Source organism: Psychromonas arctica DSM 14288 (assembly GCF_000482725.1).
In the GTDB taxonomy this organism is placed as follows: Bacteria; Pseudomonadota; Gammaproteobacteria; order Enterobacterales; family Psychromonadaceae; genus Psychromonas; species Psychromonas arctica.
On the sequence record NZ_AXWP01000067.1, the window covers coordinates 1 to 26,798 of the forward strand.

A 26,798-nucleotide genomic window follows, 5' to 3' on the forward strand; every position below is an offset into this window, starting at 1 on the left:
ACATTACAGTGCTTATATTGCCTCAATACACCTAACTGGCCTAAGGTTTTGCATTCTGCTTTTTGCCAAACAAGAAGAAGGCTCGGCAAGACTTAGTGATGTAAGAAATGATTTTGAAGAAAATTTGAGTTGCCTGAACTTTGCCAGTAAATTGTGGGGATTATTCAAAGCGTTGATCGCGGGTGCATTAAATGAAATGACAAGTTTAACAAACGTTGATAAACATGACGTGTTAAACAAAATTGAAAAAATGGTTGTCGATTTTTTTACGCAAGTCATGCAAATGGATAGTTTCACCTTGCGGCAAGAGGCGCTAGAATGATGAAACGTCCACTTTTATGGGCTAAAAGTGAACTCCGAAACTTGAGTTATTATTATCAAGGACTGATAACAACTATATTGATGTCATCATTTTTTATACCCTCTGCTAACGCTGAAATAAACTATAATTTTTCAGGCTTTGGTACGCTAGGTTATACGATCTCAGACCAACCTTTTAAGTATCTACAATATATTGATGATCAAGGTACATTTGCTCGCGATAGTCTACTAGCAGGACAACTAGATATAAAATTCGATCCTAAATTAAGTGCAACTATCCAAGCTAAAATCGCGGCTAATGAATCTCAAGAAACAGGTCTTGATGCGGATATTACGTGGGCCTTTTTATCTTACCGCCCAACTAATGATTGGTTATTTAGAGCCGGTAAATTACAAATACCGGGTTACCTCAATTCAGTCAATCGCGATGTTGGTGTTACTTATGATTATGCCCGTCTTCCGAGTGAATTTGATTCAACCTCTCCTATTTATAGCTTTCTAGGCGCATCCGTCAGTAAAACCTTTGCTTTAGCTGATAATGAGATCATCATCGACGCCTACGCAGGTAAAACTAAAGCAGCTTCACGATATTATATTGGTGATGATATTGAGGGTTTTTATCAAGAAGGGGCTGATTATTATAAGCTAGAGGTAGAGGTTGTCGGTACTTCAATCACTTATAAAACCACTCATAACACCTATTTAGCTGGGTTACACAGAGCCACTATAAAAAAAGCAAATGGACAACCATGGGTCAAAAAAACAGGATTTACAGACATCACTCCAAAATTGGGAATTGGTTACTATAACGACCAAGAAAATAGTGGTACGACAACAGCTAATAGCTTTGATCTCTATATTGCTAATATTGGGGCAGATATCTATCTCAGTAATGGGGTTAGGTTAGCAGCAGAACTAGCGATTAGAAATACCAATGACATTGAAACAGGCATTAATAGTATTGCAGGTTATATCTCTTTGCAGAAAAAAATTAATAACTGGACACCTTATATTTTCTATTCTCAAATCAAAACCATCAGTGATGACTTTAAAGCCTATAGCCAAATAGATAATAATCAAGTACCAAATTATATCCCTTCTGCAAGTGCGATTAATGCATCTCAACACGTCATTGCAGATTCATTTGAAGCCTACGACCAATTTTCTATTGCAATCGGTACGTCATATCGCTTTACCCCCGTTAATATGCTTAAAGCTGAAATTATGATGGTACAAGTCGGTAAGTCATCTAGTTTGTTCGATATTCCATCAGGTGCAGCGTCCAAGGACTATAGTACGACTGTTTTTTCAATTTCTTATAGTTTTGCTTTTTAGGGAGGTAATATGAAAAATAAACTATTCACAATCGCCTCTCTATTCTTAGTATTAATCACCTCTCTACCTGTTAAAGCAGAAGTGGTGATGGTTGCTTACAATAAAACAGATATAGATGGGCTTGATGCACGTATTATTAGCCGACTTTATACAGGGAAAATAATTGAAATTAACGGCATTTCAGTCACACCAGTTAACCAAGATCCATCAAATCCACTAAGAGAACGTTTTTTACAAAAATATTTATCCCAGAATGAAGATAAATATTCAGCTTATTGGACAGTTCGGCGCTTCATTGGTAAGGGCACACCGCCAAAAGAGTTTTCATCGGTCACTGCTGCAATTGATTATATTATCGAGACACCCGGCGCAATTGGCTATATTGATACGGATTTTGTGGTGTTATCTAGCGACATCAAAATCATCAGCAAGTAGTATTTTTTAGAGTTAACTATTTAAAAAATAAAGAAAGAAGTATTTATCTCAAAACTAAATGTTGAAAGTACGGATATTAGTATTATCTCAATATAGCAATGACTAGAGAACAGTTATGTTGCTCAGAAATTAATACCTTACTATTAACTTGATACTTTGATTTAAAAATTTTAACTCAAAGACAGAACAACCAATCGACATTAGGTAGGTGCTAATCTCGACGGATGTAAACAATAAAGATGTACTCAAAGTAGTAACAAACGGACTTAACTAAGCACAACATTGGAAATGAAATTGACTACAAAAAAAAACCTTAACTACTGCGCATTAATTAAATGTAATACATTGTTAAAAATGACATTAACATTCACTATCGTGATGCTTTGTCATAGCAATGTGAGTGCTGCAATTAGTTATAATTTTTCTGCTTTTGGGACGGTAGGTTATGCAATATCAGATCAGCCTTACCAATATATGCAATATGTTGATAACGAAGGCACCTTCGCTCGAGATAGTCTGATTGCCGGCCAACTAGATATACAATTCACACCAAAACTAACAACAACCATCCAAGTAAAATTAGCTGCTGATAAGTCACAAGAAAGTGGCATTGCTCCAGAACTTACATGGGCTTTTTTATCTTACCGTCCCAATAATGAATGGGTTATTAACTTAGGTATGTTGCCTATCCCTGGTTACCTTAATTCAGTTAATCGAGATGTTGGAGTCACTTATGATTATGTGCGCCTACCTGCTGAATTTGATTCAAAATCACCTGTTAATAACATACTTGGCGTTTCAATTTCCAAAATAATTCCACTGCCTGATAGTGAATTCATTATCGATGCCTATGCAGGAAGAGCAAAGCATAAATGGCGATACTATATTGGCGATGACCTCGATGAGACATACTCAACCGGGGCTACTTATAATAAAGTCACTTTAGATCTTATTGGTACATCAATTACTTATAAGACGACAGAGAATACTTATCTAGCTGGAATACATATGGCAAGGATCAAAAATTATGGCGATAGTCTATGGCTTAAGGAGATTGGATATCAAGCCTTTTCACCTGATATAGGTTTTTACAATAATTATTCTAGTGATGGTGCAGTCGCAGTTGATAGTTATGATATGTTTATTGCAAATATAGGGGTAGATATACACCTAGGAAACGATTTTAGATTAGCATCCGAGCTGATATTACGGAAAAATATGGATATTGATATTGGCTTAAATACCCTTTCTGGATACGTATCACTTCGAAAAACAATGAATAAATGGACGCCTTATCTGCTCTACTCTCAAATAAAAACAGAGACAGATACTTTAGATACCTACCAAAAAATAAATAATAATGAAATTCCTAATAGCATACTTAGCGATGCGCAAACACAGCAGATTAATACCTCACAACATGTCTTAGCCGATATTCATCAAGGTTATGATCAGTTTTCAATAGCACTGGGAACCTCTTATCGTTTCAATCCTTTAAGCGTATTAAAAGCAGAAGTAATGTTTGTACAAGTCAATGATGCTTCAAATCTATTTGATATTTCATCTGATTATCAATCAAGCAATTATAACGCAACTATCTTTACTGTTTCTTATAGCTTTGCTTTTTAGGGAGGGTATGTTTATTAACTGAAGTACCTTTATTAACTGAAGTTTCCTTATTAATACAAGTAACAAAGAAAATAGTAAAGGTAGAAATGAAAAAGCCCCGACATAAGTCGAGGCTTTAAAATGTGGCAGGGGTGGAGAGATTCGAACTCCCAACATACGGATTTGGAATCCGTCGTTCTGCCGTTGGAACTACACCCCTGCAGACGAAACGGATAATACCTAAGCAAATTTCAAAGTAAAGCAATTTTTTATGGATATCAACCGACTGATTGTAAAACAATCAATAATTATAATATTTAACAATTAAAGTCATCAATCAGTATAACAGCGTTGCTATTAACTTAACTCAAAAAAGCTGTCGCCATTTTCTGATCAGGGACAGAGCCAGAATGTACTAACTTACCATCAATGGAAATAGCTGGTGTAGTAAGCACTCCCGCTTCCATAATAGCTTGTAAATCTGTCACTTTTTCTACTTTAATCGCAACACCTATCGCTGTCGCTGTTTTTTCTAATACCTCCGCAGTTGCAATACAGTTTTTGCAACCAGAACCATATACATTAATATTTTTCATTTTTATCTCCTTTATTTTAAAGATTAATAGCGTTAAATAACCAACCTAATAAACTCAATGCGACTAACAAATATGCTGCAATGATAAATAAAAGCCGTTTGCTCATGACCTGTTTCAGCATCATGAATTCTGGTAAACTGACCGCGACTGCGCTCATACAAAATGCTAATGTTGTACCTAATGGCACCCCTTTTAATAACAAACTTTCTAACACTGGCACTATCGCTGTCGCATTAATGTACATAGGGATCGCAAGTACAGTGGCAAGTGGAACCGACCACCACTGTTTAGCACCTAAATGGTCACTGAACCATTGCGCGGGAATAACGCCATGAATCAACGCGCCAATGGCGACGCCAATAATCACCCACTTCCAAACACGCTTGAAGATATTTAGCGTTTCTTCCTTAGCAAACTGATGGCGCGCTAATAGACTCATTTTATGAGCAGTATATTGAACGGGGTTTACCTGTTGTTCCGACTGGTATTGCTTTGCCAAGAATGGTACTAACCAACGTTCAGCTTTGATAACATCGATTAAAAAGCCCGCAAAAATTCCTAACGAAATACCAATAGCAATATAAATAATAGTAAATTTTAATCCTAGCAATGAACCTAGCATGACCACCACAACTTCGTTGATTAGCGGTGAAGTGAGCAGAAAGGCAATCGTAACGCCAAGAGGAATACGGGCCGAGACGAACCCCATAAAAAGAGGAATAGAACTACAGGAACAGAATGGGGTGACTGAGCCAAAAAATGAACCGAGTAAATAACCAATAAAACGATGCTTTCCTTGCAAGTAATATCTTACTTTTTCAGGATTAAGTGCTGCTCTTATGATGGCAATAAAATAAATCAATACCAATAAAAGTACTAATATTTTACTCGTATCTTCTATAAAAAAATGTAACCCATTCGCTAACGGTGTCTCTTTAACAAGACCTAAAAGGTCATAGGTAATGTAATTTGCAAGATAAGTGAACCAGACTAACATTGGCTTTCTCCAACTATTTTGTGTTTATACTCTTAACACGTTTAGTCATCGAAAAAGATGCAGATTTTTTAAATTATTTTTAGGTTGGTTATTTTCTAAGGGTAAAACTACATACTTTGTTATGTTCGAATTTGACTTGGCAAGCACTCACCATTCGTCGCCGTAATCTTTTCCGTGCGCGTTGAATTCTTGATTTAGTGGCGGTTAAGGAGAGCTGTTTTAATTGTGCATACTTAGTTTGTTTCATTCCCTGTATATCGCACAGCTCAATAATCTCTTGATCATCTTCATCTAACTCTAAAATAACACGAGTCATGCAGTGTTGAAGGTCAGTCATAAGCGTTGCATTATCTTGTGAATCTCCTTGAGTTTTATCTTCAACCTCTAACTCAGGTACAGTTATGCGTAATTTAGATTTTCTATAACTGTCTATAAAACAGTTATGTGCGATTTTGAACAGCCAACTTTTTGCATCTTCAATGCTGCAAAATACTTGTTTGTGTTGCAGGGCTTTGATGAAGATGTCTTGTAATAGATCTTGGGCTTGATCTTGGTTACCTGTTTGCTTTATCAGCCAGTTTTTTATTGCGTATTCATTATCGTGCCAAGCCTTCATCAAACAGCGCATAAGCACCTACCTTATTATCTTACTGCAGCGGTCATTAAATAGACGTTAACGAAAATAATACTGTACAGCTTCAACAAATAACATTATTTTTTACAGCCTTCAGAATACTTTCTTTAAAAGGACCTAACGACATGAGCACCAAACCACTGATTAAACCCATCACTCCTAACTTCTCTTCAGGGCCTTGCGCCAAAAGACCAGGATATGACCTAGGGAAACTAAACCAGTCAACACTAGGCCGCTCACATCGCTCCGATATAGGTAAAAAAGCGTTACAGCAAGTGATCACCGATACTGCTGAGCTATTAAACTTACCAGCAGGCTACCGTGTAGGGATTGTGCCAGCATCAGACACTGGTGCAATGGAAATGGTCATGTGGTCGATGCTAGGTCCTAGAGCTGTGGATATTTGTTACTGGGAGTCTTTTGGACAAGGCTGGTATGCAGATATCACTAAACAACTAAAGCTAGAAAACGTAAATGAAATTAAAGCAGATTACGGACAGCTGCCCGATTTAAGCCAAGTCAAACCTGAAAATGATTGCATCTTTACTTGGAACGGGACCACTTCAGGAGTCAAGGTTGATAATGCTGACTTTATTAGCGATACACGAGAAGGTTTAACTATATGTGACGCGACTTCTGCTGTATTTGCCATGCATATGCCGTGGGAAAAATTAGATGTAACAACCTTTAGTTGGCAAAAAGTATTAGGTGGTGAAGGAGCTCACGGTGTAATCATTTTAAGCCCTCGTGCTGTCGAACGCTTAGAAAGTTATACTCCGAACTGGCCATTACCTAAGATATTTAGACTGACTACAGGTGGAAAGTTAATTGATGGGATCTTCACAGGCGCAACCATCAATACTCCATCAATGTTATGTGTAGCAGATTATCAAGATGCTTTGAACTGGGTTAAGTCGATCGGTGGTGTTGATGCTTGCATTAAAAAATCCCAAGCAAATTTAGCCATATTAAGTGAATTTGTAACCAACCATAAATGGATCCATTTTTTAGCAGAAAAAGAGAGTATTCGTTCTAATACTAGCGTCTGCTTCTCAGTCGATTTATCTGATAAGCAGTTAAAACAGTTTATTAAGTTACTTGCAGACCAAGAAGTCGCTTTTGATATTGGTGCTTATAAAGATGCCCCAAGTGGATTACGTATCTGGTGTGGTAGCACCGTTGAGCAAAGTGATTTAGAAGCTTTAATACCTTGGCTTACATGGGCTTATCAAACGGTTACTGAAGTTTAATTTTTAAATTAAAAGCAATTTAGTAAGCAAGTTATAAAGAACGAAAAAATTGAGGTAAAAGTAATTTAACCACGAAGGTACGAAGGGTCAAGAAGCTAAAAATGAAAGTCATAAAATTATTTTTTTAATGATAGTCTTTCTTCGAGCCCTTCATGAAGGGCAGCGCTTCGTGGTTATTTTTCTTGTTTAATCAAAAGTAATTTGCCATCAACACTAGCAATACAAATTTAACAGACAAAAATTTGCTTTAATAAAACACAAAATTCAATACAAGCGGTATAGTTTTTTGCTGCAATGCTGTAACTTACTATTCATAAAAAGGTAATTAAATAAGTCTTACTACCTAACCTATTACTCCTGAACAATTAATGAGGTACTCCATGAGCAACAAACAATTCGATTTTGATTACATCTGTATCGGCGGCGGCAGTGGCGGTATCGCTTCAGCTAATCGTGCTTCAATGTATGGTGCAAAAGTAGCAATCATTGAAGCTAAAGATTTAGGTGGCACTTGTGTCAATGTTGGTTGTGTACCGAAAAAAGTCATGTGGCATGGAGCACAAGTAGCCGAAGCCATTAATCTGTATTCTGCGGATTATGGCTTTGACCTTGATGTAAAAGGCTTTAATTGGGCTAAAATGGTTGAAAATCGTCAAGCTTATATTGGTCGAATCCATGAGTCCTATGATCGTGTATTAGGTAACAATAAAGTAGAAGTCATTAAAGGCTTTGCTACTTTCGTTGATAAAAATACCGTTGAAGTCAATGGTAAAAAAATCACTGCAAAACACATTACTATTGCAACTGGCGGCCGCCCTTCTATTCCTAATGTGCCAGGTGCTGAGCTAGGTATTGATTCTAATGGTTTTTTTGATATTACCGAGCAACCTAAACGCGTAGCCGTTGTTGGCGCTGGTTACATTGCCGTTGAAATAGCAGGCGTATTAAGTGCATTAGGCACAGAAACTCACCTGTTTGTACGTAAAGAATCACCATTACGCAGTTTTGATCCACTTATCGTTGATACCTTAGTTGAAGTAATGGCTGCTGAAGGACCTACATTACATACTCATTCTACGCCAAAACAGATCACCAAAGAAGCAGATGGTAGCCTGACACTTGAACTAGAAAATGGTCAAAGCCACAATGTAGATACGTTAATTTGGGCGATTGGTCGCCACCCTGCTACTGATAAGCTTAATCTTGCAGCAACTGGCGTTGCAACGAATGCAGCCGGATACATTAAAGTTGACCAATACCAAGAAACTAATATTCCTGGCATTTATTGTGTCGGAGATATCATGGAAGGTGGTGTTGAGTTAACACCTGTTGCAGTAAAAGCAGGCCGCCAATTATCTGAGCGTTTATTTAACAACAAACCTGAAGCAAAAATGGATTATGATTTAATTCCAACCGTGGTATTTAGTCATCCACCGATTGGTACTATTGGACTAACCGAGCAACAAGCGATTGAACAATATGGCCAGAAAAACGTGAAAGTTTACCAGTCAGGCTTTACTGCCATGTACACAGCAGTCACTCAGCATCGCCAACCTTGTAAAATGAAACTAGTTTGCGCGGGAGAAAATGAAGTTGTTGTTGGCTTACACGGTATCGGTTTTGCGGTTGATGAAATGATCCAAGGCTTCTCTGTTGCAATGAAGATGGGCGCGACTAAAGCAGATTTTGATAGTGTCGTTGCGATACACCCAACAGGCTCGGAAGAGTTTGTTACTATGCGTTAAACACATAGTTTATGGTTACACTTCATAGACATGAGTTAAAAAACTTATAAATTAAAACGGTATCTATACAATTTTATTTTAATCGATACCGTTTTATTTTCATTCCTGTCCACTTTTTATTATTAGATAATCCGTATTTAATCCTCGATTCACATAACAAATCACTTACTTTAGACTGAAATATATTCATTATATTGAAATGAACAACCTGTTATTGAGCTAGTTACACATAGATTATAAGTAACGGGTTTCATCCCCCTGCTCTCGATTATATCAAAGCATTCAAGATGCTGATACTTAGCAAATCCATAATCTGCTGCATACATTTTTATAAAGATTGTTAGACCTTTAGTCCTCCCATAACTTATATACTGGTTACGAATCAATATGTATGATTCAATCATCAACTCGGACACCATATGATGTGACATGATGCCCTTTCGACGATTGGCTGCATTAACTTTCCATCTAAAAATGTAAAACAAGTATTTTATTTAAATACCTAATTCTCAGTGCTTATTTAGTGCTTATCGAATATTACAACGTCATCTTAGATTTAAAATAAGAGTTAGTGCTCCACAGAACAAGCCGTGATGCACACATCCTTATTCCTATTATAAAAGGATAATAAAGCAGCAATTTAATCCGTTAGATCTTTATGTTTATTGAACCTACTCACTTAAGGGCGATACCAATCACACTAATGAACTGATCTATTTCGCTTGCTAAAATAACTTATTTCTTCGTTGTAAGTTTCATAAAGGGAATAGCCATTTACCTCACCTACGCATTAAACTAAGTCATTTTTCCAGCGCAAAATTTAGAATACTTATTTAATATAATTGATATTAACTAATTTTTATATCTTGATGGAGATCGATATAAATAAAGCCATGAGAGCTGAGTGAAAGGGCAGCAAACGAGTTATTTCAGGTGATAGCGGATGTAAAACTGAAGTTAGAGCAACGTTTATTTAACGCAAAAAAAAGCGGTTAGATAAACTAACCGCTTTATATTAGAAAATAAGATTAAAGTTATATGTGGATGAAATTAGCTCAATTCAGGCAATTTATCGTTATTATCGTCATCATCATCTTCATTAACAACACTAACAGCTTTCACTAGTAGTAGACCTATAGCGAACACGATACCACCACATAAAACAAAGATTAAACTTTCGCTAAATGTATTTGGCAAGAAGAACATCCCCATAATACCAATACCAGCAATCGCAATTAATTTACCTAACATTGTACGTTGTTTGTTATCAAGGTGAGCTTGAGCACTAGACGTATTATGTAAAGGTGTTGCTAAGTTAGTAAAGAATGTATCAATATCTTTTTCACGATGCTCTGCTAAAGGTTTGTAGAACGCCATCGTAGAGATGAAGAAACCACCAGTAACAACAATATGACCGATTAGACCAAGAGCAACTTTAAGATCTTTCCATTCACGACCAGTTAAAGCAGTATCTAGATTGAACCAATTTTGAATATCTTCTGCAGAGATAACTAAACCAACGTAATAAGATACACAAGCACCAACAGCTAATGTTGCCCAAGCAGCCCAATCCGGTGTTTTACGAATGAAGAAACCTAGGAACGTAGGTACTGTCATAGGGAAACTGATCAAGGCACCTACATACATCATTGTATCAAATAAGCTCAAACCTTTAAGTGAGTTGATGAATAATGCAACACCAATGATAATTAAACCAAACGCCGTTGAGGTGATTTTAGAACAAGTTACTAACTCTTTCTCAGTTGCTTTAGGACGAACAACAACTTGGTAGAAGTTTTTAACAAAGATACCTGAGTTACGATTTAGACCTGAATCCATTGAAGACATTGTCGCCGCAAACATCGCAGAGATAAGTAAACCAACCATACCAGCAGGCATGTACTCATCAACAAAGTATAGGTAAGCATAATCAGCTGCTTTTTTACCTGCGTCAGGGTATATAGCTGATAAGTCAACACCAGTAGATGCAAGGAACCAACTTGGTAGGAACCAAATTAATGGGCCCATTGTCATTAATACACAAGCTAATAGTGCTGCTTTACGAGCATTTTTTGAATCTTTTGCTGCAAGGTAACGGTATGAGTTAAGCATGTTATTAGTAATACTGAATTGCTTAACAAAAATAAAGAATGACCATATAGCAAAGATACTTAAGTAGTTAATCTGTGTACCAACAAGGAAGGTTACTTCACGTGTTTGTTCAAAACCATCAATGATATTTGAAATACCACCACCAAGATTAAGCGCAATAATCGCACAAGTAATAGTTACTGACATGATGATAACCATCTGCATAAAGTCAGATGCGATAACCGCCCATGAACCACCTGTTACAGACATTGCTAATACAACAAGTCCTGTAGCCCATATAGTATATTCAATATCAACGTTAAATAGACCAGAAGCAATGATAGCGAGTGCATTTAACCAAATACCAGCATTAATAACACTGGTTGGCATGCTCGTCCAAGTAAACACTTGCTCATTTTTACTACCAAAACGTTGGCGAACTGCTTGGATTACCGTTACAACACGTAGTTGGCGGAATTTAGGAGCAAAATAGGCGAAATTCATAAAGTAACCGAATGCGTTAGCCATGAAGATAATCGCTACGGTAAAACCATCGTTATATGCCTTACCGGCTGCGCCAGTAAATGTCCAAGCACTAAATTGTGTCATGAAGGCAGTTGAACCTACCATCCACCAGAGCATGTTACCGCCCCCACGAAAGTAATCACTTGTATTGGTTGTAAATGTTCTAAACATCCAGCCAATGGCAATGAGAAATAGGAAATAAACTCCTACTACTAATAAATTAAAATCCATATTGATGTCCTTTAGAGTTAATAAGATTATGTAGACCATATAACAGAGCTACGCTTATTTGTATTACAATAGTAGAAGTATGTGATTGGAATCATATTTAATGATGACTGTTTACAAATAACCTAACCTAGATCAAATTCACGCAGCTTCTTCATAAATGAACAAAATCCAGTAACAAAGGGGAAATTTAAAATAACTGATGTAATTACTTCAAAGTAAAATATAAAATAACTTTAAAAAACAACAACTAACAGCAACTAAATGATATTAAAACTAATTTTCATTCACTTTATGCTAATGAAATTTAAATATAAAAGGCTAAAAAACAAATTTGGATAGTTTGCGTCATATGAGTAAAAAAAGAAGAAATGATGTAGTTAGAATAATATCATTAACAATAAAAAGGCTTTGCCACAGAAAGAATACAAAAACAACACACCAATAAAAAGTAACACAAATTAAAATTTAAAAGTGTTATCCAGCTCTCTATAAATACTAATACTTTTCATTGAAAACAAACAAAACAGATGCAAGACACTGATACAAAAGAGATTTAATTTTAACGGCAGTACAGGAAATAATTTAACCATAAAAATAAGAGCCCTATCACAGAACAAAATGACAAAAATTATGTATCCTATTTGTATTATGAAATGCCAATTAAAAATCGATACAAAAGAAGAGATTTAAGTTTTACTGCTCAAAATGTAACAAAACCTATTTGGCTTTAATTGAATGTAACAACAATCGACTTACTGGCAATAAAACTAATACATAAATTTAACACATCAACATCACATCAACATGGATGATAACAATGAAATTACAAAATAAATTAATATTTGCCGTTGCAACAACCTTATTATCAAGTGCAGCTTCTGCTGCTCAAATCGATTTCCGTCATGAGTGGCGTTCTCATGATAATAAAGAAGCGAGTCGTGTAAAGTTAGGTACTGGCTTCAACATCGAGAGTGTTGATAACCTAAAAGCAAACATTGGTATTGAGATGAAGTTTGCCAGCTTTGACAGAACTAAAACGCTGAGCAATACAGAGTTGACGGAAACAGAGTTAGACTTAGGTTTAACTTACAAAATGGGCAAATGGCAAATTAAACCAGGTATGCCAATTGCTTTAACAGATCGTAAAACGACATTTAAACCACAAATTCGTGTTGTTTATAAATCTGATTTTGGTTTAACCACTGCGTTACGTTACCGTCATGAATTTGCAAACTATTCAGATCCTACGGATGGGGATACCAACGTTGAAACAGGTTTAAAGGTAAACGATCCAACTAAATCTAAAGTGACTTTAACGGGTTCTTATAAATTTGAATCTTTACCTAACTTAAAGTTAAGCTACGAAGCTAACTACATTAAGTCATGGGATAAAGTTAAACAATTTGATAATAAAGATTGGGAGTACGATGCTGGTATCGTAGTCGGCTACCAATTTGGCAACTGGCGCCCATTTGCAGAGATTTGGACTATAGATGAAGGTTCAAGTTCAAGTAAAAGACAAGCTAAGTACCGCGCTGGTATTAAATACAAGTTCTAAAACGATAAAATTATTTGGGTCCTTAAAAGGCGGCTTACGTAAAGCGAGTCGCCTTTTTGCAAATTATAAATATCAACTTATTGATTTTTACTCGGCTATCTCGACCGTGTTGTTAAGTGAGTGAGCAAGCATCACACCTTATTTAATTAAAGTGTGCGAAAGGTTAAAACACTCTGCTGTAATCAAATTTCATATGACGTACGCTCGAATCCGTACCTTCAAAACATTTTTTTAATAATACTAAGTACAACTCCCCTGTCGCTAGAGAATCAACCAATGCACCATGTGCTGCATATTCAGGTAAATTATGCCGAGCACGAATGGACCCTAGTCTAAAGTCTTCCGTCTCAGCGCTATCTTTATAAGCATGTAAGGATTTCTCCATCTGTAATGTATCAACCCATAACAGGGGTAATGGCGGTAATTGATACTGTTGCGCAATGTAGTAGTTTAAAAAACGCTTTTCCACGATACTACCATGCACGATAAGCACTTTTCCTACCAGTTCGTCTAATAATGCATCAAGTACCTCAGCCCAAGGTTTACCTTGTTCAAGCATCTCAGGGACAATATGGTTGATCACGGCAGTTTCAGCCTTAATGTTTTCTGCACAATTAATTAAGGTTTCTACTGCTTCAGACAATAACAATTGTTGATTAACCAATGGCAAATAACCAACACTCAATAAAGAGTTATATTTAGGGTCAAAACCAGAGGTTTCAAAATCGACCGAAAGGTAATCAAGCGAAAAAATATCTTCGTCTAAACCGGGTAAAGGTGACGATAATAGCGCTTTTATATTATCAGGTACTTGGTATTTATTGAGATAACACTCACGCTCTCGCTTTAATTTATTGAGCGGATGAAAATATTGTAAAATACGACGCATGGTTTCCTTCCATTAATCAATAAACCTAAAATAAGCCTTTTTACTAGCTGTTAAACTTTAGCTTGGTGTAATCTTGCAAGTCTGCAATGATCCTAAAAGCATCTTTTAAATGCTTTCTTTCAAAACTACCAAAGGTTTCAGGAATAATATTATTATCAGGTACTTTACCTTCTTGTAAGGCACTTAACTGATGTGACAAACGTACTTGTGTGAGGAATTGAAATGAACCTTGTACATTTTTAAGCATGTCTTCACTTAATAAATTATGTTCATAAGCATGTTCAAAACGAGCCATTGTTTCTGCTTTTTCTGACCCCGATGACAACCCGTAAATACGCGCTAAATCAACCAACAAATTAATCGCAAACTTTTTAATATTTAAGGTTTTAGAGTTTTCACCACTTTTCTCTAAGACTAATGAGTTAAAAATACCTAGCGGTGGACTCACTGATACAGAATCTCTGACCATTGAAGATAGAAAAACATTAGAAGACTTAATACTGGAAAATAAATGTGCTTGAAGTTCCTTGTTGAAGCTTTCATTGCCATATAGCCAACGTGTTTCTAAAAAAACAGTGACATTTAAAAGACTCTCGTACTCTGGATTAGCTACCCACTTACTATAAGAGGCTTTCCACACCTTCAATGGTACACACCATTTAGGGTTAACCGCCATGAATTTACCACTACACAGGGGGTAAGCACACGCATCTAGCGCATTACATACCCACATCGCAACACCTTGAAAATAAATACGATCCGCGCTCGTTGCATCATCAGACAAAATAATTGCATTATCTTGATCTGACAACATATGCACTTCATTACGCGCATGGGAGCCGGCCACAATCCAAGCAAATTCACAGGGAGGTTTGCCAAAATGACCTTCTGCTATTTGTAATAAACGGCGATTATAAGCATCCATGATCATGGTCATAACATGACCAATAATATCGCCACTAACTTTGCCTTCCACTAATGCTTCAAAAATAGCTTGTCGCTCGGGTGTCAGTTTTGTCAGGTCTGCGACACTATTGGCGTATTTAATTTTTTCAATTAAAAATACCGCCTGTATTCTATTATTTCGGACTAAATGTGTTGTTGTCAGCACGCCTAGTACTTTATTCCCTTCAACAACGGGTAAACTGCGTACATTATTTTGCATCATGATTGATGATGCCTTAAGTACTAAGTCGTTTGGTCCAATAGTTAGCGGATTGGGTGTCATGATCTCTTTGACTGGGCGGTTATAATCCAATCCAGCGACAATGACCCGTTTAGTCATATCACGGTCGGTTATCAAACCAACAATTTCACCATTTTCAGTGATCACCGCCGTTGGTGAGCACACAGCCATGATCTCTTCAGCGACTTTTCTGATCGGTGTACTGGAGTCGGCGACTACAATTTTATCACTGGCGACTTCAGAGACTTTTTTAACAAAAATACCTTTCTCACTATCTGACCAGACAACATCGAGTGCGGAATGCAAACGCACTTGAACGTTACCAGCAAAGTGTTCTGCAAAGTCGGGATACTCTTCTAGTAATCGTAATAAGTCTGAATGCGGCACCAAATAAAGCAGGGTATTTTCAATAGCAATGGCATTGTAATCTTGTTGAGACTCTTTATGTTTATCCAAAAAAGTAAAACCAAACAGATCTTCAGGCCCTAATTTAGCTCTCAACATGCCATTATGCTTACGTTGTTCCATGGAGCCAGTACGGATCACATACAGATAACGCAGCTCCTGATCTCCACCAAATTGAATTTGTTCACCTTTCGCCAAATAAGTTATTTTTATACAACAAGCTATTTTACGCTGTAAATCTTTTGGCAATTTGTCAAAGGGATCAATTGTAGCGATAAAGTCATGAACATTGGGGATCAAAGTTTGAGGCATAAATAGTCCTTTAAATGACATCAATAGATTAAACCCAAAAATCATCTCTAGAGCAGTGAATCTTCCGAGGTTATTTTCAAGTGATTTGTATAAGATACAATCTATATAATTGAGTAAGTTTATATAAAGTAATGTTATATAAACAGATGGTAAGCTTACTAGAAACAGCGAAAGAGAGTCTTTTTAAAAGTTAACTAAATTATTTTCTGCTTCTTTTCAAGCATACTAAATGTTTTCAGGCATACTCATTTTGAGAATAGAGGTATAGGCACCTAAATATCTAAATATCTAGGTATCTACCTAAGCAAGGCACCCACTATAAGGCCCTAAGGCTTCTAATAGCTTTTCTAATCACTGTTTAGTAATCGTTAACAGTACACTAAGACTAAAAACTAACCTTTATCTCGCACCTAAAATAAAATATTATAATACAATAGAAAGTATCTTAGTCAGTACTCGGTAAGCGACGCTTACTTTTACTTAACAGCTCTACATTTGCTTGACGTGCTTTGTTTGCGTCTCCAGCCATGATTGCAGAATAGATAGCTCGATGCTCTCCGATACAAGTGCTGCCTTTAATTGAAGAATGAGCAATGAAGCTTTTAAACATGGTGCAGAGAACATTTGCAAGCGGTAAATAAAAACTATTTCCCGTAGACAAAAATATCAATCGATGAAATTCCATGTCAGCTTCAGTCCAACGTTCAAGGTCAAAGTTTTTAGATATATAATCCATCTGCTGAAATGTTGCAGACAATAAAATACGCTGCTCTGCGGTTGCATTTTCAGCGGCTAAGGCTGCAGCTTCGGGCTCTAATGCATTACGCAGTGATAAAAAATCTCGATAAACAGCATTATTATCACCAATACCTGTCAACCAATCTAATAGTTGCGAGTCTAAAAAATTCCAGTTTTCTCGGCTTGTTACACGCGTTCCAACCTTAGGTTTTGATTCCAACAACCCTTTTGATGTGAGCAACTTAATTGCTTCACGCAGCGAGGTTCGGCTGACCTTAAACTGCCCGCATAGTATCATTTCACCTGGAATTATTTCATTTTCGGCTACTTCTCCTGAAAGGATTTTACGAGCGATCTCACGTGCAACTTGCACATGTAGGCTACGTTTCCCCCCAGCGATTTCTTCAAATGCATTATGCATAAGGTCTCTTCCTTTAATAAAGTCACTTAATAGTAATACAAATAGCTTGAGTTTCATACACACAAATACTAAGGCTATTTATCTTATGTGATTTATGTAGGTAAATAACTTTTATCTTTTGTAGTATTTGTGAACTAATACTCAGGTATAAATAAACGAATGACGCTAAAGGCAATCATGAATGCCATCGTTAATGTGAAAAATAAATCCCCCATTTCATTAAATAACCTTAATTTTAAATAATGAAAGCGTCTTTATATTTAAATTCATAAAGTTATATAACTTATTATACAGTACCGCTAGTTTTACGAAGTTCAAGACAATTTAATGAATTAACAATGGATGGTTGCGAGATAAATCAACGTAGAAATTCACGGAAATAACGGTATTGTATGGTTTTGCTTATCCAGAGTTGAGGTTAGATAGGTTAACTGAGTTTTACCAAGAGAAAATAACCAATAAAAAGCCCACAATGAAGTGGGCTTAAGCTTGCTGTTTCGTCTATTAATGGATCAGCATCGTAAATGCTTATACAGAAAAAGGATATTTAATCGCCTCATGACATTGGTAATTAAGCACTTCAAAGTCATCCATCGTTACCCAAGTTTCTAAGTCTTCAAGGGATGTAATTTCCGGATTAATCTTTAATTGCGGAGATGGGAATGGCTCTCTTTTTAATTGTACCTCTTGCATCAAGCTTAATTGGTCTTCATAAATATGTGCATTAACAATTTTATGATACGCCTTACCCGCTTTTTTACCGGTTATCTGCGCCATTAATGCTAAGAAAGCAAAGACTTGCACTTGGTTAAAATTAAGGCCAAGCGGCACATCACACGAACGCTGATAGCTAGTCAGGTGCAACGTATCCCCTAACAATGAAAAAGTGTGTGTGTGCATACATGGACGAAGGCACCCCATATCAAACTCACCGGGATTATAAAAAGTAAGTATCTCAGCACGATCATCGATACCATTTCTTAAGTTATCAACAATTTTTCTTAATTGATCTAAGGTAGTTCCATCGGGTTTTGCCCAAGCGCGCCCTTGCACGCCGTAGACTCTCCCCATATCATCTTCACCTTGACGGTATTTATTATTTAACCATGCATCATTTAAATTAGCATTTGCATCCCACGTTTTTGTGCCTAAAGCACGGAAATCTGCGGCATTATCATAACCACGGATATAGCCTAAAAACTCAGCAATCGCAGATTTATAAAAGCTTTTACGGGTAGTGATCATTGGGAATTGATTATTGCCTACATCATATTCTAAATCCGCATTGATCACGGTTAAACAGCGTTTGCCCGTGCGTTCATTTTCAATCCAAGTGCCTTGGTCGATAATGCGTTGGCATAAGTCTAAATACTGTTTCATTGATTGTTACCTTTATTTTTTTTAGATTGATTTTTCTCGGCTTGAATCGGGTTAACTTTGTAAGCATAAACCATCAAAGCAGAACCGATAATAATCATTGGTAAAGACAGTATTTGTCCCATACTCAATCCTAGTGTCAACAAGCCAAGATGTGCATCTGGTTCACGGGCAAATTCAATAATAAAGCGGAATGTACCGTAACCTAATAAGAATAAGCCTGCGACTGAACCGGCAGGTTTTGGTTTACGAATAAACAGCAATAAGATAATTAATAGTAATACACCTTCTAATGCGAATTCATATAATTGCGAAGGATGACGAGGCAGTGGGCCAGCGTTGTGGAAGATAATGCCAAAAGGAGAATCAGTAACGCGCCCCCACAATTCAGAGTTGATAAAATTACCAATTCGCCCAGCCCCTAAACCAACGGGTAACAATGGAACAATAAAATCTCCTACCGATAAAATAGAACGTTGCTGACGTTTCGCATAAATAATAATAGCAGTGACCACTCCGATAACGCCACCATGGAATGACATGCCGCCTTCCCATATTCTAAATAGGTATAATGGATTATCTAAGAAAGTAGGGAATTGATAAAAGAAGACGTAACCAATTCGACCACCAAGAATAACGCCCATGAAACCTGCAAATAAAAGGTCACTTGCTTGTTCACGCGTCCAAACACCCTTGGAGTTATCACAAACTCTATTCGCCATCCAAAATGCATAAGCAAATCCAACAAGGTACATCAAGCCATACCAGCGAATATCTAAAGGGCCAAGACTAATAGCGATCGGGTCTATATTGGGTAATACATAATGAGATGATGACATGTTTTACTCTGGTTAGTGATTTTAATGGCAGTATCATAACGTAATCACGGCATTACCTTAAGTCGTTTTATATGAATGATGGCGGCATTGATTATAACCAGGAGATAAATTTAAAAGATAACCTTAACCTGGATCCCCCCCACCTAAAAATCAACAATTATTCAACAACTTTATTACAACTATTTGACCGTTTGGGCGTATTAACGCTTTTATCGCTTAATTATTTAAAAAACAGCAATTACAGCACTATATTGCGACTAATTATGCTATTTTCTTTGCCAAATTCTGATCTGTAATAATTTCGCTTATAATTGAGTTGTTACAATCCCCCTAAATCAATATTTATAAAAATAACGCTGGTTATAGCTTAATGTTTTAATTGAACATTTGAGCTTTAATTGCCTTTAAAATAAAAATAGGACATATTTATGAGTTCAACCCCTACTCTTCTCCAACGCATGATGAATGGCAGTTTAGTATTACAGATTGTTATTGGTATTATCGCTGGAGTCTGCCTTGCAACGGTTTCACCAAGCAGTGCTACTTCTGTTTCTTTTCTTGGTGGATTTTTTGTTAGCGCACTAAAAGCTGTTGCTCCTATCCTTGTTTTTATTTTAGTTGCCTCATCCATTGCCAACCAAAGTAAAGGTACGCATACCAATCTTACACCTGTTATTCACCTATATTTAGTCGGTACTTTATTAGCTGCAATAACAGCAGTATTATTTAGTTACGCTTTTCCAACAGAGCTAGTACTCATTACCACTGATATCAACGCCACACCGCCAGATGGTATTTTAGAAGTATTAAATACACTGCTATTTAAAATAGTAGATAACCCTGTGAATGCGCTATTAAAAGGTAACTTCATTGGTATCTTGGCTTGGGCTATAGGTTTAGGGCTAGCACTTCGACATGCAAAGCAATCGACTAAAGATATTTTGCATGACCTAGCACACGGCGTATCTAAAATTGTACAGCTTGTGATCCGCTTAGCACCTATCGGTATCTTTGGTTTAGTGGCTGCGACTTTTGCTGAAACAGGTTTTGATTCGTTAATTGGTTACTCGCATTTATTAGCAGTATTAATCGGTTCAATGTTGTTTATTGCTTTGGTTGTAAACCCGATTATTGTGTATATCAAACTAGGTACCAACCCTTACCCATTAGTCTTTCAATGTTTACGTGAATCAGGTGTAACCGCATTCTTTACACGTAGTTCTGCAGCTAATATTCCGGTTAATATGGCTTTATGTAACAAATTAAAACTGCATGAAGATACCTACTCTGTATCTATCCCATTAGGTGCAACTATTAATATGGCGGGTGCTGCGATTACTATTACGGTATTAACACTTGCAGCAGTGCATACGCTAGGTATTGAGTTTGATATCCTAACGGCTATTTTATTAAGCGTTGTAGCGGCTATTTCTGCCTGTGGTGCATCAGGTGTTGCCGGTGGTTCTTTGTTATTAATTCCATTAGCATGTAGTTTATTTGGTGTGCCAAATGAAATTGCAATGCAAGTGGTTGCAATAGGATTCATCATTGGTGTGGTACAAGATTCAGCTGAAACTGCGTTAAATAGCTCAACAGATGTTATTTTCACTACTGCTGCTTGTCGTGCAGAAGAAGCAAAAGAGTTAGCTGCTCAGTCATAAGTTCCCCCTAGTCGCGCTATTACATTTACACTTGCTACATAGCGCGACTAGCTAGAAGCATCAACGCTAGCAGAGCAAAAATGGACACAATAAAGTTAATATCATGAAGTATACTTACTGGCTATTGCGTTCAGAATAATGCGTTATAAAAGAAAAAACCGAACTAATTAGTTCGGTTTTTTTTATTTTCTTTTCATTCCCTTTTTATAGTAATCACGGTTTAAATGTTTATTTCTTACCTGCTCGAACAAATCCACCTAGACCTTTAGCATCTAAATAATCAATAAAGGTTTTTTTAATAAAGGCACCATCATGCCCCTTTAGTGCAACTTGTGTACAGGCTTCTAACTCTGGGATGGTCACTTTGTTAAGTAAATATTTAACCTTATTAATATTAAAAGCATTCATACTTAGTTTTCGATACCCCAAACCTAACAACATTAATAAGCCGATCGGATCCCCGGCAAGCTCACCACAAATACTCACTTCAATATTATTTTTTTGGCTCTGTTTTAAAATAAACTGCATCGCTTGTAGTACTGCAGGATGATAACTATCAAATAGGTCTGCAACACGACTATTATTACGGTCTACAGCCAATAAATATTGTGTTAAATCATTAGTCCCAATAGATAAAAAGTCCACCAGCGGGGCTAATTGATCAATAATAAAGATAGCTGAAGGCACTTCAATCATTACACCAATATCAGGTAGAGGAAATTGTTCAGTAGTTAAATGTTGCTCCCAACAAATCTCTTGCCATGCTTGTTCAATTAAACGCTTCGATTCTTCCACTTCCCCTACAGATCCCACCATCGGTAACATAATACGTAAATTCTGCGTATTAATACTAGCACGTAACATGGCACGGATTTGAATCAGGAATATCTCAGGGTGGTCCAGTGTTAAACGAATACCACGCCAACCTAAGAATGGATTTTCTTCAGTGATCGGGAAATAACTGAGTTGCTTATCGCCACCAATATCCAAGGTGCGCATGGTTACCGGCAGATTTCTGTATTGTTCAAATAAAAGTTGATATGTGCTGACTTGCTCTTGTTCTGTTGGAAACGCGCTGCTGAGCATAAAAGGTAGCTCGCTGCGGTATAAACCAATGCCAGAGAAGTTTTGTTCTTTAAACACGTCCGGAGTGGTGTTGAGCCCCGTATTCAGTAGCACTTCAATCTCACAGCCATCTTTGGTCATCGCAGCTTGATTTGCACCTAATTCAACCAGTGCTTTCATCTCATTTTCTTCATCAAGCAGTATTTGATATTCTGCAATCAATGACGCTTCTGGTTCAATAATGATAGTGCCAGCATAGCCATTAATAATAATATTTTTATGTGCTAAATTTTTAACTCTTAAAGATACCCCCAATACAGCAGGGATCCCTAATGCTCGCGATAAGATTGCAACATGCGAGCTCAAACCACCTCGCACTGAAATAATACCTTTTAATTTATCTGGCGGGATCATTGCTAGCATCGAAATAGTGACTTCTTCAGCGACGAGAATAATCTCTTCAGTAAAGTCTTGCTTTTCATCATCACGATTTGAGAGATGGTATAATAAGCGCTGGCCAACATCTCTAATCTCTACAGCCCGTTCTCTTAAGTACGGGTCACTCATACTCTCAAATTGCTGAATATAATTTTCAGCAACGGTTTTAACTGCACTTTTTGCAGTTAATTTTTGTTGTCGAATCTGTGTTTCAATCGCCGTTAATAACGCTTTATCTTTTAATAAATGTCCGTAGACATCAAATAGCATAAAAGCATCTTTGGATACTTGCTCTTTAAGCGTAATTGATACTTTAGAAAACTCATCAGCACAAGCTTGCACTGCATTTGTGAAAGATTGCATCTCCAGATCAGGAGTTTCACTTAACTCAATCCCCACATCACTCAACAATAAATGGGCTTGTAAAACATGGGCTTTATTAATTGATATACCAGAACTCGCTGGGCTACCTTGTAAGTGCACCGAGCGATTTTTGGGCGCCTTTTCATCGGGTAAATCTAATAAAGTTCCGCCTAATACGCTACCTAGGTGGACAGCTAAGGTCACTAAAAATGACTCTTCTAACTCATTAAACAATCGCGGTAATCGCTGCTGAGCAACTAATACACCTAATACTTGACGTTTATGGATAATAGGGACGCCGAGAAACGAACTAAATTGTTCTTCATTACTGGATGGTAGATATTTAAATTGAGGATGTTCAGAAACGTTTGCTAAATTAATCGGTTCACCTTTTTGATAAACCAGACCAACAATACCTTCATTAAAATTAAAATGCGTTGCACCAACGACTTGGCTATCTAGACCTTCACTTGCCATCAATGTCAGCTTTTGAGTTTCTTTATTAGTAATAAAAATAGAACAACAATCCAAGATCATTGTACTTTTGGTTTGCTCTACTAATAAGTTCATAGCATCAGAAAGTGTACTTGCCTCACCGAATTGCTCTACGATTTGACGAAGTTGGCTGAACATAAAACTCTCCTATTAATAAGGGAAGAAGCAATTACTTGAAGGAACCTCGGCGAGGTCGTTTATTTCTCTTTTTATCTGATTTGTGCATTAATGAAAATGCTGCATGACAAAATTCAGCGAGTGCTCTTCGGTATACATCGCGTTTAAATGAAACTACTTGTCGAACGGGGTACCAATAAGTAACCCATCGCCAGTCATCAAATTCGGGATGGCCGCAAGTGTCAAATCCAATTTGCTCTTCTTCTGTTATCAATTGTAATAAAAACCAGCGTTGTTTTTGGCCAATGCATATAGGCGCGGGAGACTCCCAGCGTACTAAACGTTTAGGTAACTTATAACGTAGCCACTGACGGCTACTTACGACTACTTTTACATGCTCAGGTTTTAAGCCGACTTCTTCATATAACTCTCGATACATAGCTTGTTCAGGTGTTTCACCTTCTTTAATTCCACCCTGTGGAAACTGCCATGAATGTTGACCGAAGCGCTTAGCCCATAAAACTTGACCATTTTTATTACAAATGATGATACCTACATTGGAACGATAACCATCAGCATCAATCATTAAAAACCTTAATAAGGTTAAGATCCATCTTCATTTATACACAAGTAAATAGGCGATAACACGGGATGGATGAAATTATAATTATGGATGCATTCTTTCACAGAAACCCTTTACCATCAAACCGATAAACGCTAAAAAAATTAATCGATACTACCTGCATCACGTTTACGTAAAGTGTACTGTGAAATATATCCACTAAATCTGTGCATAACTATGTGCACAATTAAAATTTAATAAAAGATCTAGAAAAAGACATAAACTTCAAGATCTTTATTTAATTATTTTACCAATAAATTTTTCAATATAAAACAATAAGTTACCTTTTAAAGATAAACTACCACCTTTTGACCCTGTCATTAGATCCAGTATTTTTAATTCACAACCCAATGTGAATATCTTACACGTTTAAAAAATAGTCATTATCAATTTGAGTGGCATTTTTTGTTTAAAAAATAAACACTAAAACAATTTATTAGCCTACTTTAAGTTCTTTTTTAAAATAAATCTTAGGATCTTATGATCTATTCAGTTATCCACTAAAATTGTGCATAACTCTGTGTAAGTTCATTTTACAACTATGAATAACCCCAAATAAAAAAAACACGTATAATAAATGGGTCTATGTTTTTAAGCGGTTAAGAGAGTACCTATGAGGCCAACACCCCAATCAGAAGCTGAATTATTAACCTATTGCGAAGCTATTGCGGGCTATTCATTATCAGAATTAGCAGAGATTGCTAAAATTGATGTGCCTGAAAACTTGCGTAAAAATAAAGGTTGGGTTGGACAACTTATTGAATGGCACTTGGGTGCGGCGGCAGGTAGCAAACCAGAACAAGATTTCAAACACTTAGGGATTGAATTAAAAACAATCCCTATTGATAGTCAGGGTAAAGTTTTAGAAACAACTTTTGTTTGTAGTACCCCCATTCTACACACAACACACTTAACTTGGCATAACAGTAATATACGTAATAAGTTAAGCAAAGTATTATGGCTTCCTGTACAAGGTGAACGAAAAATCCCTCTTTCAGAACGTATTGTTGGTAACGGTTTTTTATGGACAGCTTCAAAATTACAAGAACAATTAATGCAGCAGGACTGGGACGAGCTAATGGAGAAAATAGCATTAGGTCAAATAGAAACCATTAGTGCTCGAGATGGGCAAGTATTACAATTACGTCCAAAAGCAGCAAATGGTCAATGCGTTACCGATGCATACGGTGAGCAAGGACAACTCATTAAAGTCCGCCCTCGTGGTTTTTACCTTAAGAAAGCGTTTACGCAAGAGATTATTAACCATCAATTTAATCTAAATTAACTTTCATCGAATAGATGACTAGAATTTATACAGTGTTTAAAGTAAATTAAATACAGGATAATACCTTTAGGGAGCAACAAGTATGAGCATTAAAAAACAATTTTTAAAAAATAAACCAATCGTTAAAGTGACTTTTGAAGTATCAAAAGAGATCGCAAACGGGGCAGCAAGCATTGATTTGTTGTCTGAACATAATCAATGGCAAGCCATTGAACTGAAAAAGTTTAAAAATGGTAAATTCAAGGTTGCTGAAAATATTTCAACTGAAGAACGTGAAGGCTTACAGTTTATTTATAAAGTGACTTCTGAAGCGGGTGAAGAATCAATATTGCTACCTGATGGTGCTGATAATTACGTTGATAATGGTATGAATGATGGTGGTAAGAATGCTGTGATATTGCTTACAGAATAAGTCCTTTGTTGTTTTACAGTTATTCATAAAAGTCGCTTTTGCGACTTTTTTGTTACCTTTTCAGCCCCCTAAAAACCAGACTAAAAGTAAGTAACAGCTAAAATCAATATTTTGGGATAAAAGTAGCACAGTATTTAATGTTGATATTTACTGCGATCACCAAGATCATAATGCAGCGGCATACGTAACTTTTTGTAGGCCATGTAAGCAGTGATCAGTGCGCTCACTATTGCAAAAATTGCTGTAATTATGGGTTTTGAAAAAACCACACCATAATAGAAAACACACAATAATAATGGATTGATTTTCACTATCATTAATGAAAAACAAAAGCTTTCTTTATAACTCACACCTGCACAACAAATTAATAACGCTCCTAGGCTTAAATGAGTGATAACTTGTCCGCTACTAATAAAGCTTAAAGAAACTAACCACACACCTAACCAAGCACTGGTAACTAGAATATAACGAATATTTTTATCATAGATATGTAAATTAGCCGCCATTAATAACACCGAAAAAGCCATCCATACTAATCTAATGCCGATCGGTTAAGGATCTAATAAGAAAACTTGAACGATCTTCCAGATAGATCATAATCCCTAATCTTATTTAAGGTTGGGGATTTTTTTTGTTTAATCAAGAGATGGAATTGGTGTATGAGTCATTTGAAAATAAAGAGGCTTACGACAGCGTATTAACAGCCATTGATTCTAAATGGATTGAAGAAGCATTATTTTGTACTCAAAAAGCGAGTGTTCGACGTCGCCGCTTACCTGCAGAGCAAGCTGTTTGGCTAATCATCATGATGGGGTTAATGCGAAATTGCTCAATAAAAGAAGTCTGT

Annotated in this window: 22 protein-coding genes, 1 tRNA gene and 1 pseudogene; 11 read left to right on the forward strand and 13 right to left on the reverse strand. The window is 36.6% G+C overall.

The window, feature by feature from the left end; all coding sequences use genetic code 11:
- From H592_RS24210 to H592_RS0109815, 4 genes and pseudogenes are all read left to right on the forward strand, one after another.
- Positions 1–322 (forward strand): annotated as a pseudogene (locus tag H592_RS24210) (IS4 family transposase); the annotation flags it as partial.
- Positions 319–1,656, forward strand: coding sequence for a hypothetical protein (locus tag H592_RS0109805; RefSeq protein WP_028868621.1), 1,338 nt, complete (start codon positions 319–321; stop codon positions 1,654–1,656). The pseudogene H592_RS24210 and the gene H592_RS0109805, both read left to right, overlap by 4 nt.
- A gap of 9 nt (positions 1,657–1,665) precedes the next feature.
- Positions 1,666–2,091 carry a hypothetical protein gene (locus tag H592_RS0109810; protein WP_028868622.1) on the forward strand — a complete coding sequence of 142 codons (426 nt, stop codon included), beginning with the start codon at positions 1,666–1,668 and terminating at the stop codon, positions 2,089–2,091.
- Positions 2,092–2,385: 294 nt separating this feature from the next.
- Entirely contained in the window at positions 2,386–3,720 is a 1,335-nt protein-coding gene (locus tag H592_RS0109815; RefSeq protein ID WP_028868623.1) for a hypothetical protein, read from the forward strand.
- 123 nt (positions 3,721–3,843) lie between these two features.
- Here H592_RS0109815 and H592_RS0109820 read toward each other — a convergent pair.
- The 4 genes from H592_RS0109820 to H592_RS0109835 all read right to left on the reverse strand — a co-directional run bounded on the left by H592_RS0109820 (position 3,844) and on the right by H592_RS0109835 (position 5,920).
- Positions 3,844–3,919, reverse strand: a tRNA-Trp gene (locus H592_RS0109820).
- Between the two features lie 142 nt (positions 3,920–4,061).
- On the reverse strand, positions 4,062–4,295 hold the full coding sequence (locus tag H592_RS0109825) for a thioredoxin family protein (protein WP_028868624.1): 234 nt from the start codon (positions 4,293–4,295) through the stop codon (positions 4,062–4,064).
- Between the two features lie 16 nt (positions 4,296–4,311).
- Complete coding sequence (locus H592_RS0109830) at positions 4,312–5,292, reverse strand: permease (protein ID WP_028868625.1); 981 nt, start codon at positions 5,290–5,292, stop codon at positions 4,312–4,314.
- Positions 5,293–5,380: 88 nt separating this feature from the next.
- Complete coding sequence (locus H592_RS0109835; RefSeq protein ID WP_037071502.1) at positions 5,381–5,920, reverse strand: sigma-70 family RNA polymerase sigma factor; 540 nt, start codon at positions 5,918–5,920, stop codon at positions 5,381–5,383.
- Positions 5,921–6,051: 131 nt separating this feature from the next.
- Between H592_RS0109835 and H592_RS0109840 the strand changes: the two genes are divergently transcribed.
- Both H592_RS0109840 and gorA read left to right on the forward strand, forming a co-directional pair.
- Entirely contained in the window at positions 6,052–7,176 is a 1,125-nt protein-coding gene (locus H592_RS0109840) for a phosphoserine transaminase (protein WP_028868627.1), read from the forward strand.
- Between the two features lie 380 nt (positions 7,177–7,556).
- The gene (gorA, locus tag H592_RS0109845; protein ID WP_156916104.1) at positions 7,557–8,921 is read left to right on the forward strand and encodes a glutathione-disulfide reductase; all 1,365 of its coding nucleotides are present in this window, start codon (positions 7,557–7,559) and stop codon (positions 8,919–8,921) included.
- A 1,050-nt stretch (positions 8,922–9,971) separates the two neighbouring features.
- On the opposite strand, the gene H592_RS0109850 is transcribed toward gorA, so the two are convergent.
- Positions 9,972–11,768: a sodium:solute symporter family transporter gene (locus H592_RS0109850; protein WP_028868629.1), complete on the reverse strand. Its 1,797-nt coding sequence runs from the start codon at positions 11,766–11,768 to the stop codon at positions 9,972–9,974.
- An 817-nt stretch (positions 11,769–12,585) separates the two neighbouring features.
- On the opposite strand from H592_RS0109850, the gene H592_RS0109855 reads away from it, so the two are divergent.
- Complete coding sequence (locus H592_RS0109855) at positions 12,586–13,326, forward strand: oligogalacturonate-specific porin KdgM family protein (protein ID WP_028868630.1); 741 nt, start codon at positions 12,586–12,588, stop codon at positions 13,324–13,326.
- Positions 13,327–13,489: 163 nt separating this feature from the next.
- Here the strand turns inward: H592_RS0109855 and H592_RS21985 are convergent, their stop codons facing one another.
- The 5 genes from H592_RS21985 to lgt all read right to left on the reverse strand — a co-directional run bounded on the left by H592_RS21985 (position 13,490) and on the right by lgt (position 19,493).
- A complete protein-coding gene (locus H592_RS21985; RefSeq protein WP_051369122.1) occupies positions 13,490–14,215 on the reverse strand; it encodes a 3'-5' exonuclease in 726 nt (241 codons plus the stop codon).
- Positions 14,216–14,258: 43 nt separating this feature from the next.
- Complete coding sequence (locus tag H592_RS0109865; protein WP_028868631.1) at positions 14,259–16,118, reverse strand: putative nucleotidyltransferase substrate binding domain-containing protein; 1,860 nt, start codon at positions 16,116–16,118, stop codon at positions 14,259–14,261.
- A 445-nt stretch (positions 16,119–16,563) separates the two neighbouring features.
- Complete coding sequence (locus tag H592_RS0109870) at positions 16,564–17,277, reverse strand: FadR/GntR family transcriptional regulator (RefSeq protein ID WP_028868632.1); 714 nt, start codon at positions 17,275–17,277, stop codon at positions 16,564–16,566.
- Between the two features lie 528 nt (positions 17,278–17,805).
- Positions 17,806–18,657, reverse strand: a complete 852-nt coding sequence (locus tag H592_RS0109875; RefSeq protein WP_028868633.1) for a thymidylate synthase — start codon at positions 18,655–18,657, stop codon at positions 17,806–17,808.
- The gene (lgt, locus tag H592_RS0109880; RefSeq protein WP_028868634.1) at positions 18,654–19,493 is read right to left on the reverse strand and encodes a prolipoprotein diacylglyceryl transferase; all 840 of its coding nucleotides are present in this window, start codon (positions 19,491–19,493) and stop codon (positions 18,654–18,656) included. Before lgt ends, H592_RS0109875 begins: the two co-directional genes overlap by 4 nt.
- Before the next feature lie 428 nt (positions 19,494–19,921).
- On the opposite strand from lgt, the gene sstT reads away from it, so the two are divergent.
- Positions 19,922–21,154 (forward strand): serine/threonine transporter SstT, encoded by a 1,233-nt coding sequence (gene sstT, locus H592_RS0109885; RefSeq protein ID WP_028868635.1) that lies wholly within the window; start codon positions 19,922–19,924, stop codon positions 21,152–21,154.
- A 228-nt stretch (positions 21,155–21,382) separates the two neighbouring features.
- Here the strand turns inward: sstT and ptsP are convergent, their stop codons facing one another.
- Together ptsP and rppH are read right to left on the reverse strand one after the other, a co-directional pair.
- Complete coding sequence (ptsP, locus tag H592_RS0109890; protein WP_028868636.1) at positions 21,383–23,653, reverse strand: phosphoenolpyruvate--protein phosphotransferase; 2,271 nt, start codon at positions 23,651–23,653, stop codon at positions 21,383–21,385.
- Between the two features lie 31 nt (positions 23,654–23,684).
- On the reverse strand, positions 23,685–24,218 hold the full coding sequence (gene rppH, locus H592_RS0109895) for an RNA pyrophosphohydrolase (RefSeq protein ID WP_028868637.1): 534 nt from the start codon (positions 24,216–24,218) through the stop codon (positions 23,685–23,687).
- Positions 24,219–24,867: 649 nt separating this feature from the next.
- Here rppH and mutH point away from each other — a divergent pair.
- A complete protein-coding gene (gene mutH, locus H592_RS0109905; protein WP_028868638.1) occupies positions 24,868–25,539 on the forward strand; it encodes a DNA mismatch repair endonuclease MutH in 672 nt (223 codons plus the stop codon).
- Between the two features lie 82 nt (positions 25,540–25,621).
- Positions 25,622–25,951 (forward strand): early set domain-containing protein, encoded by a 330-nt coding sequence (locus tag H592_RS0109910; RefSeq protein WP_028868639.1) that lies wholly within the window; start codon positions 25,622–25,624, stop codon positions 25,949–25,951.
- Positions 25,952–26,085: 134 nt separating this feature from the next.
- On the opposite strand, the gene H592_RS0109915 is transcribed toward H592_RS0109910, so the two are convergent.
- Positions 26,086–26,457 (reverse strand): DUF2301 domain-containing membrane protein, encoded by a 372-nt coding sequence (locus tag H592_RS0109915; RefSeq protein WP_169727648.1) that lies wholly within the window; start codon positions 26,455–26,457, stop codon positions 26,086–26,088.
- A gap of 140 nt (positions 26,458–26,597) precedes the next feature.
- On the opposite strand from H592_RS0109915, the gene H592_RS0109920 reads away from it, so the two are divergent.
- The coding region (locus tag H592_RS0109920; protein ID WP_245600402.1) for a transposase domain-containing protein at positions 26,598–26,798 on the forward strand (201 nt) is incomplete at its 3' end.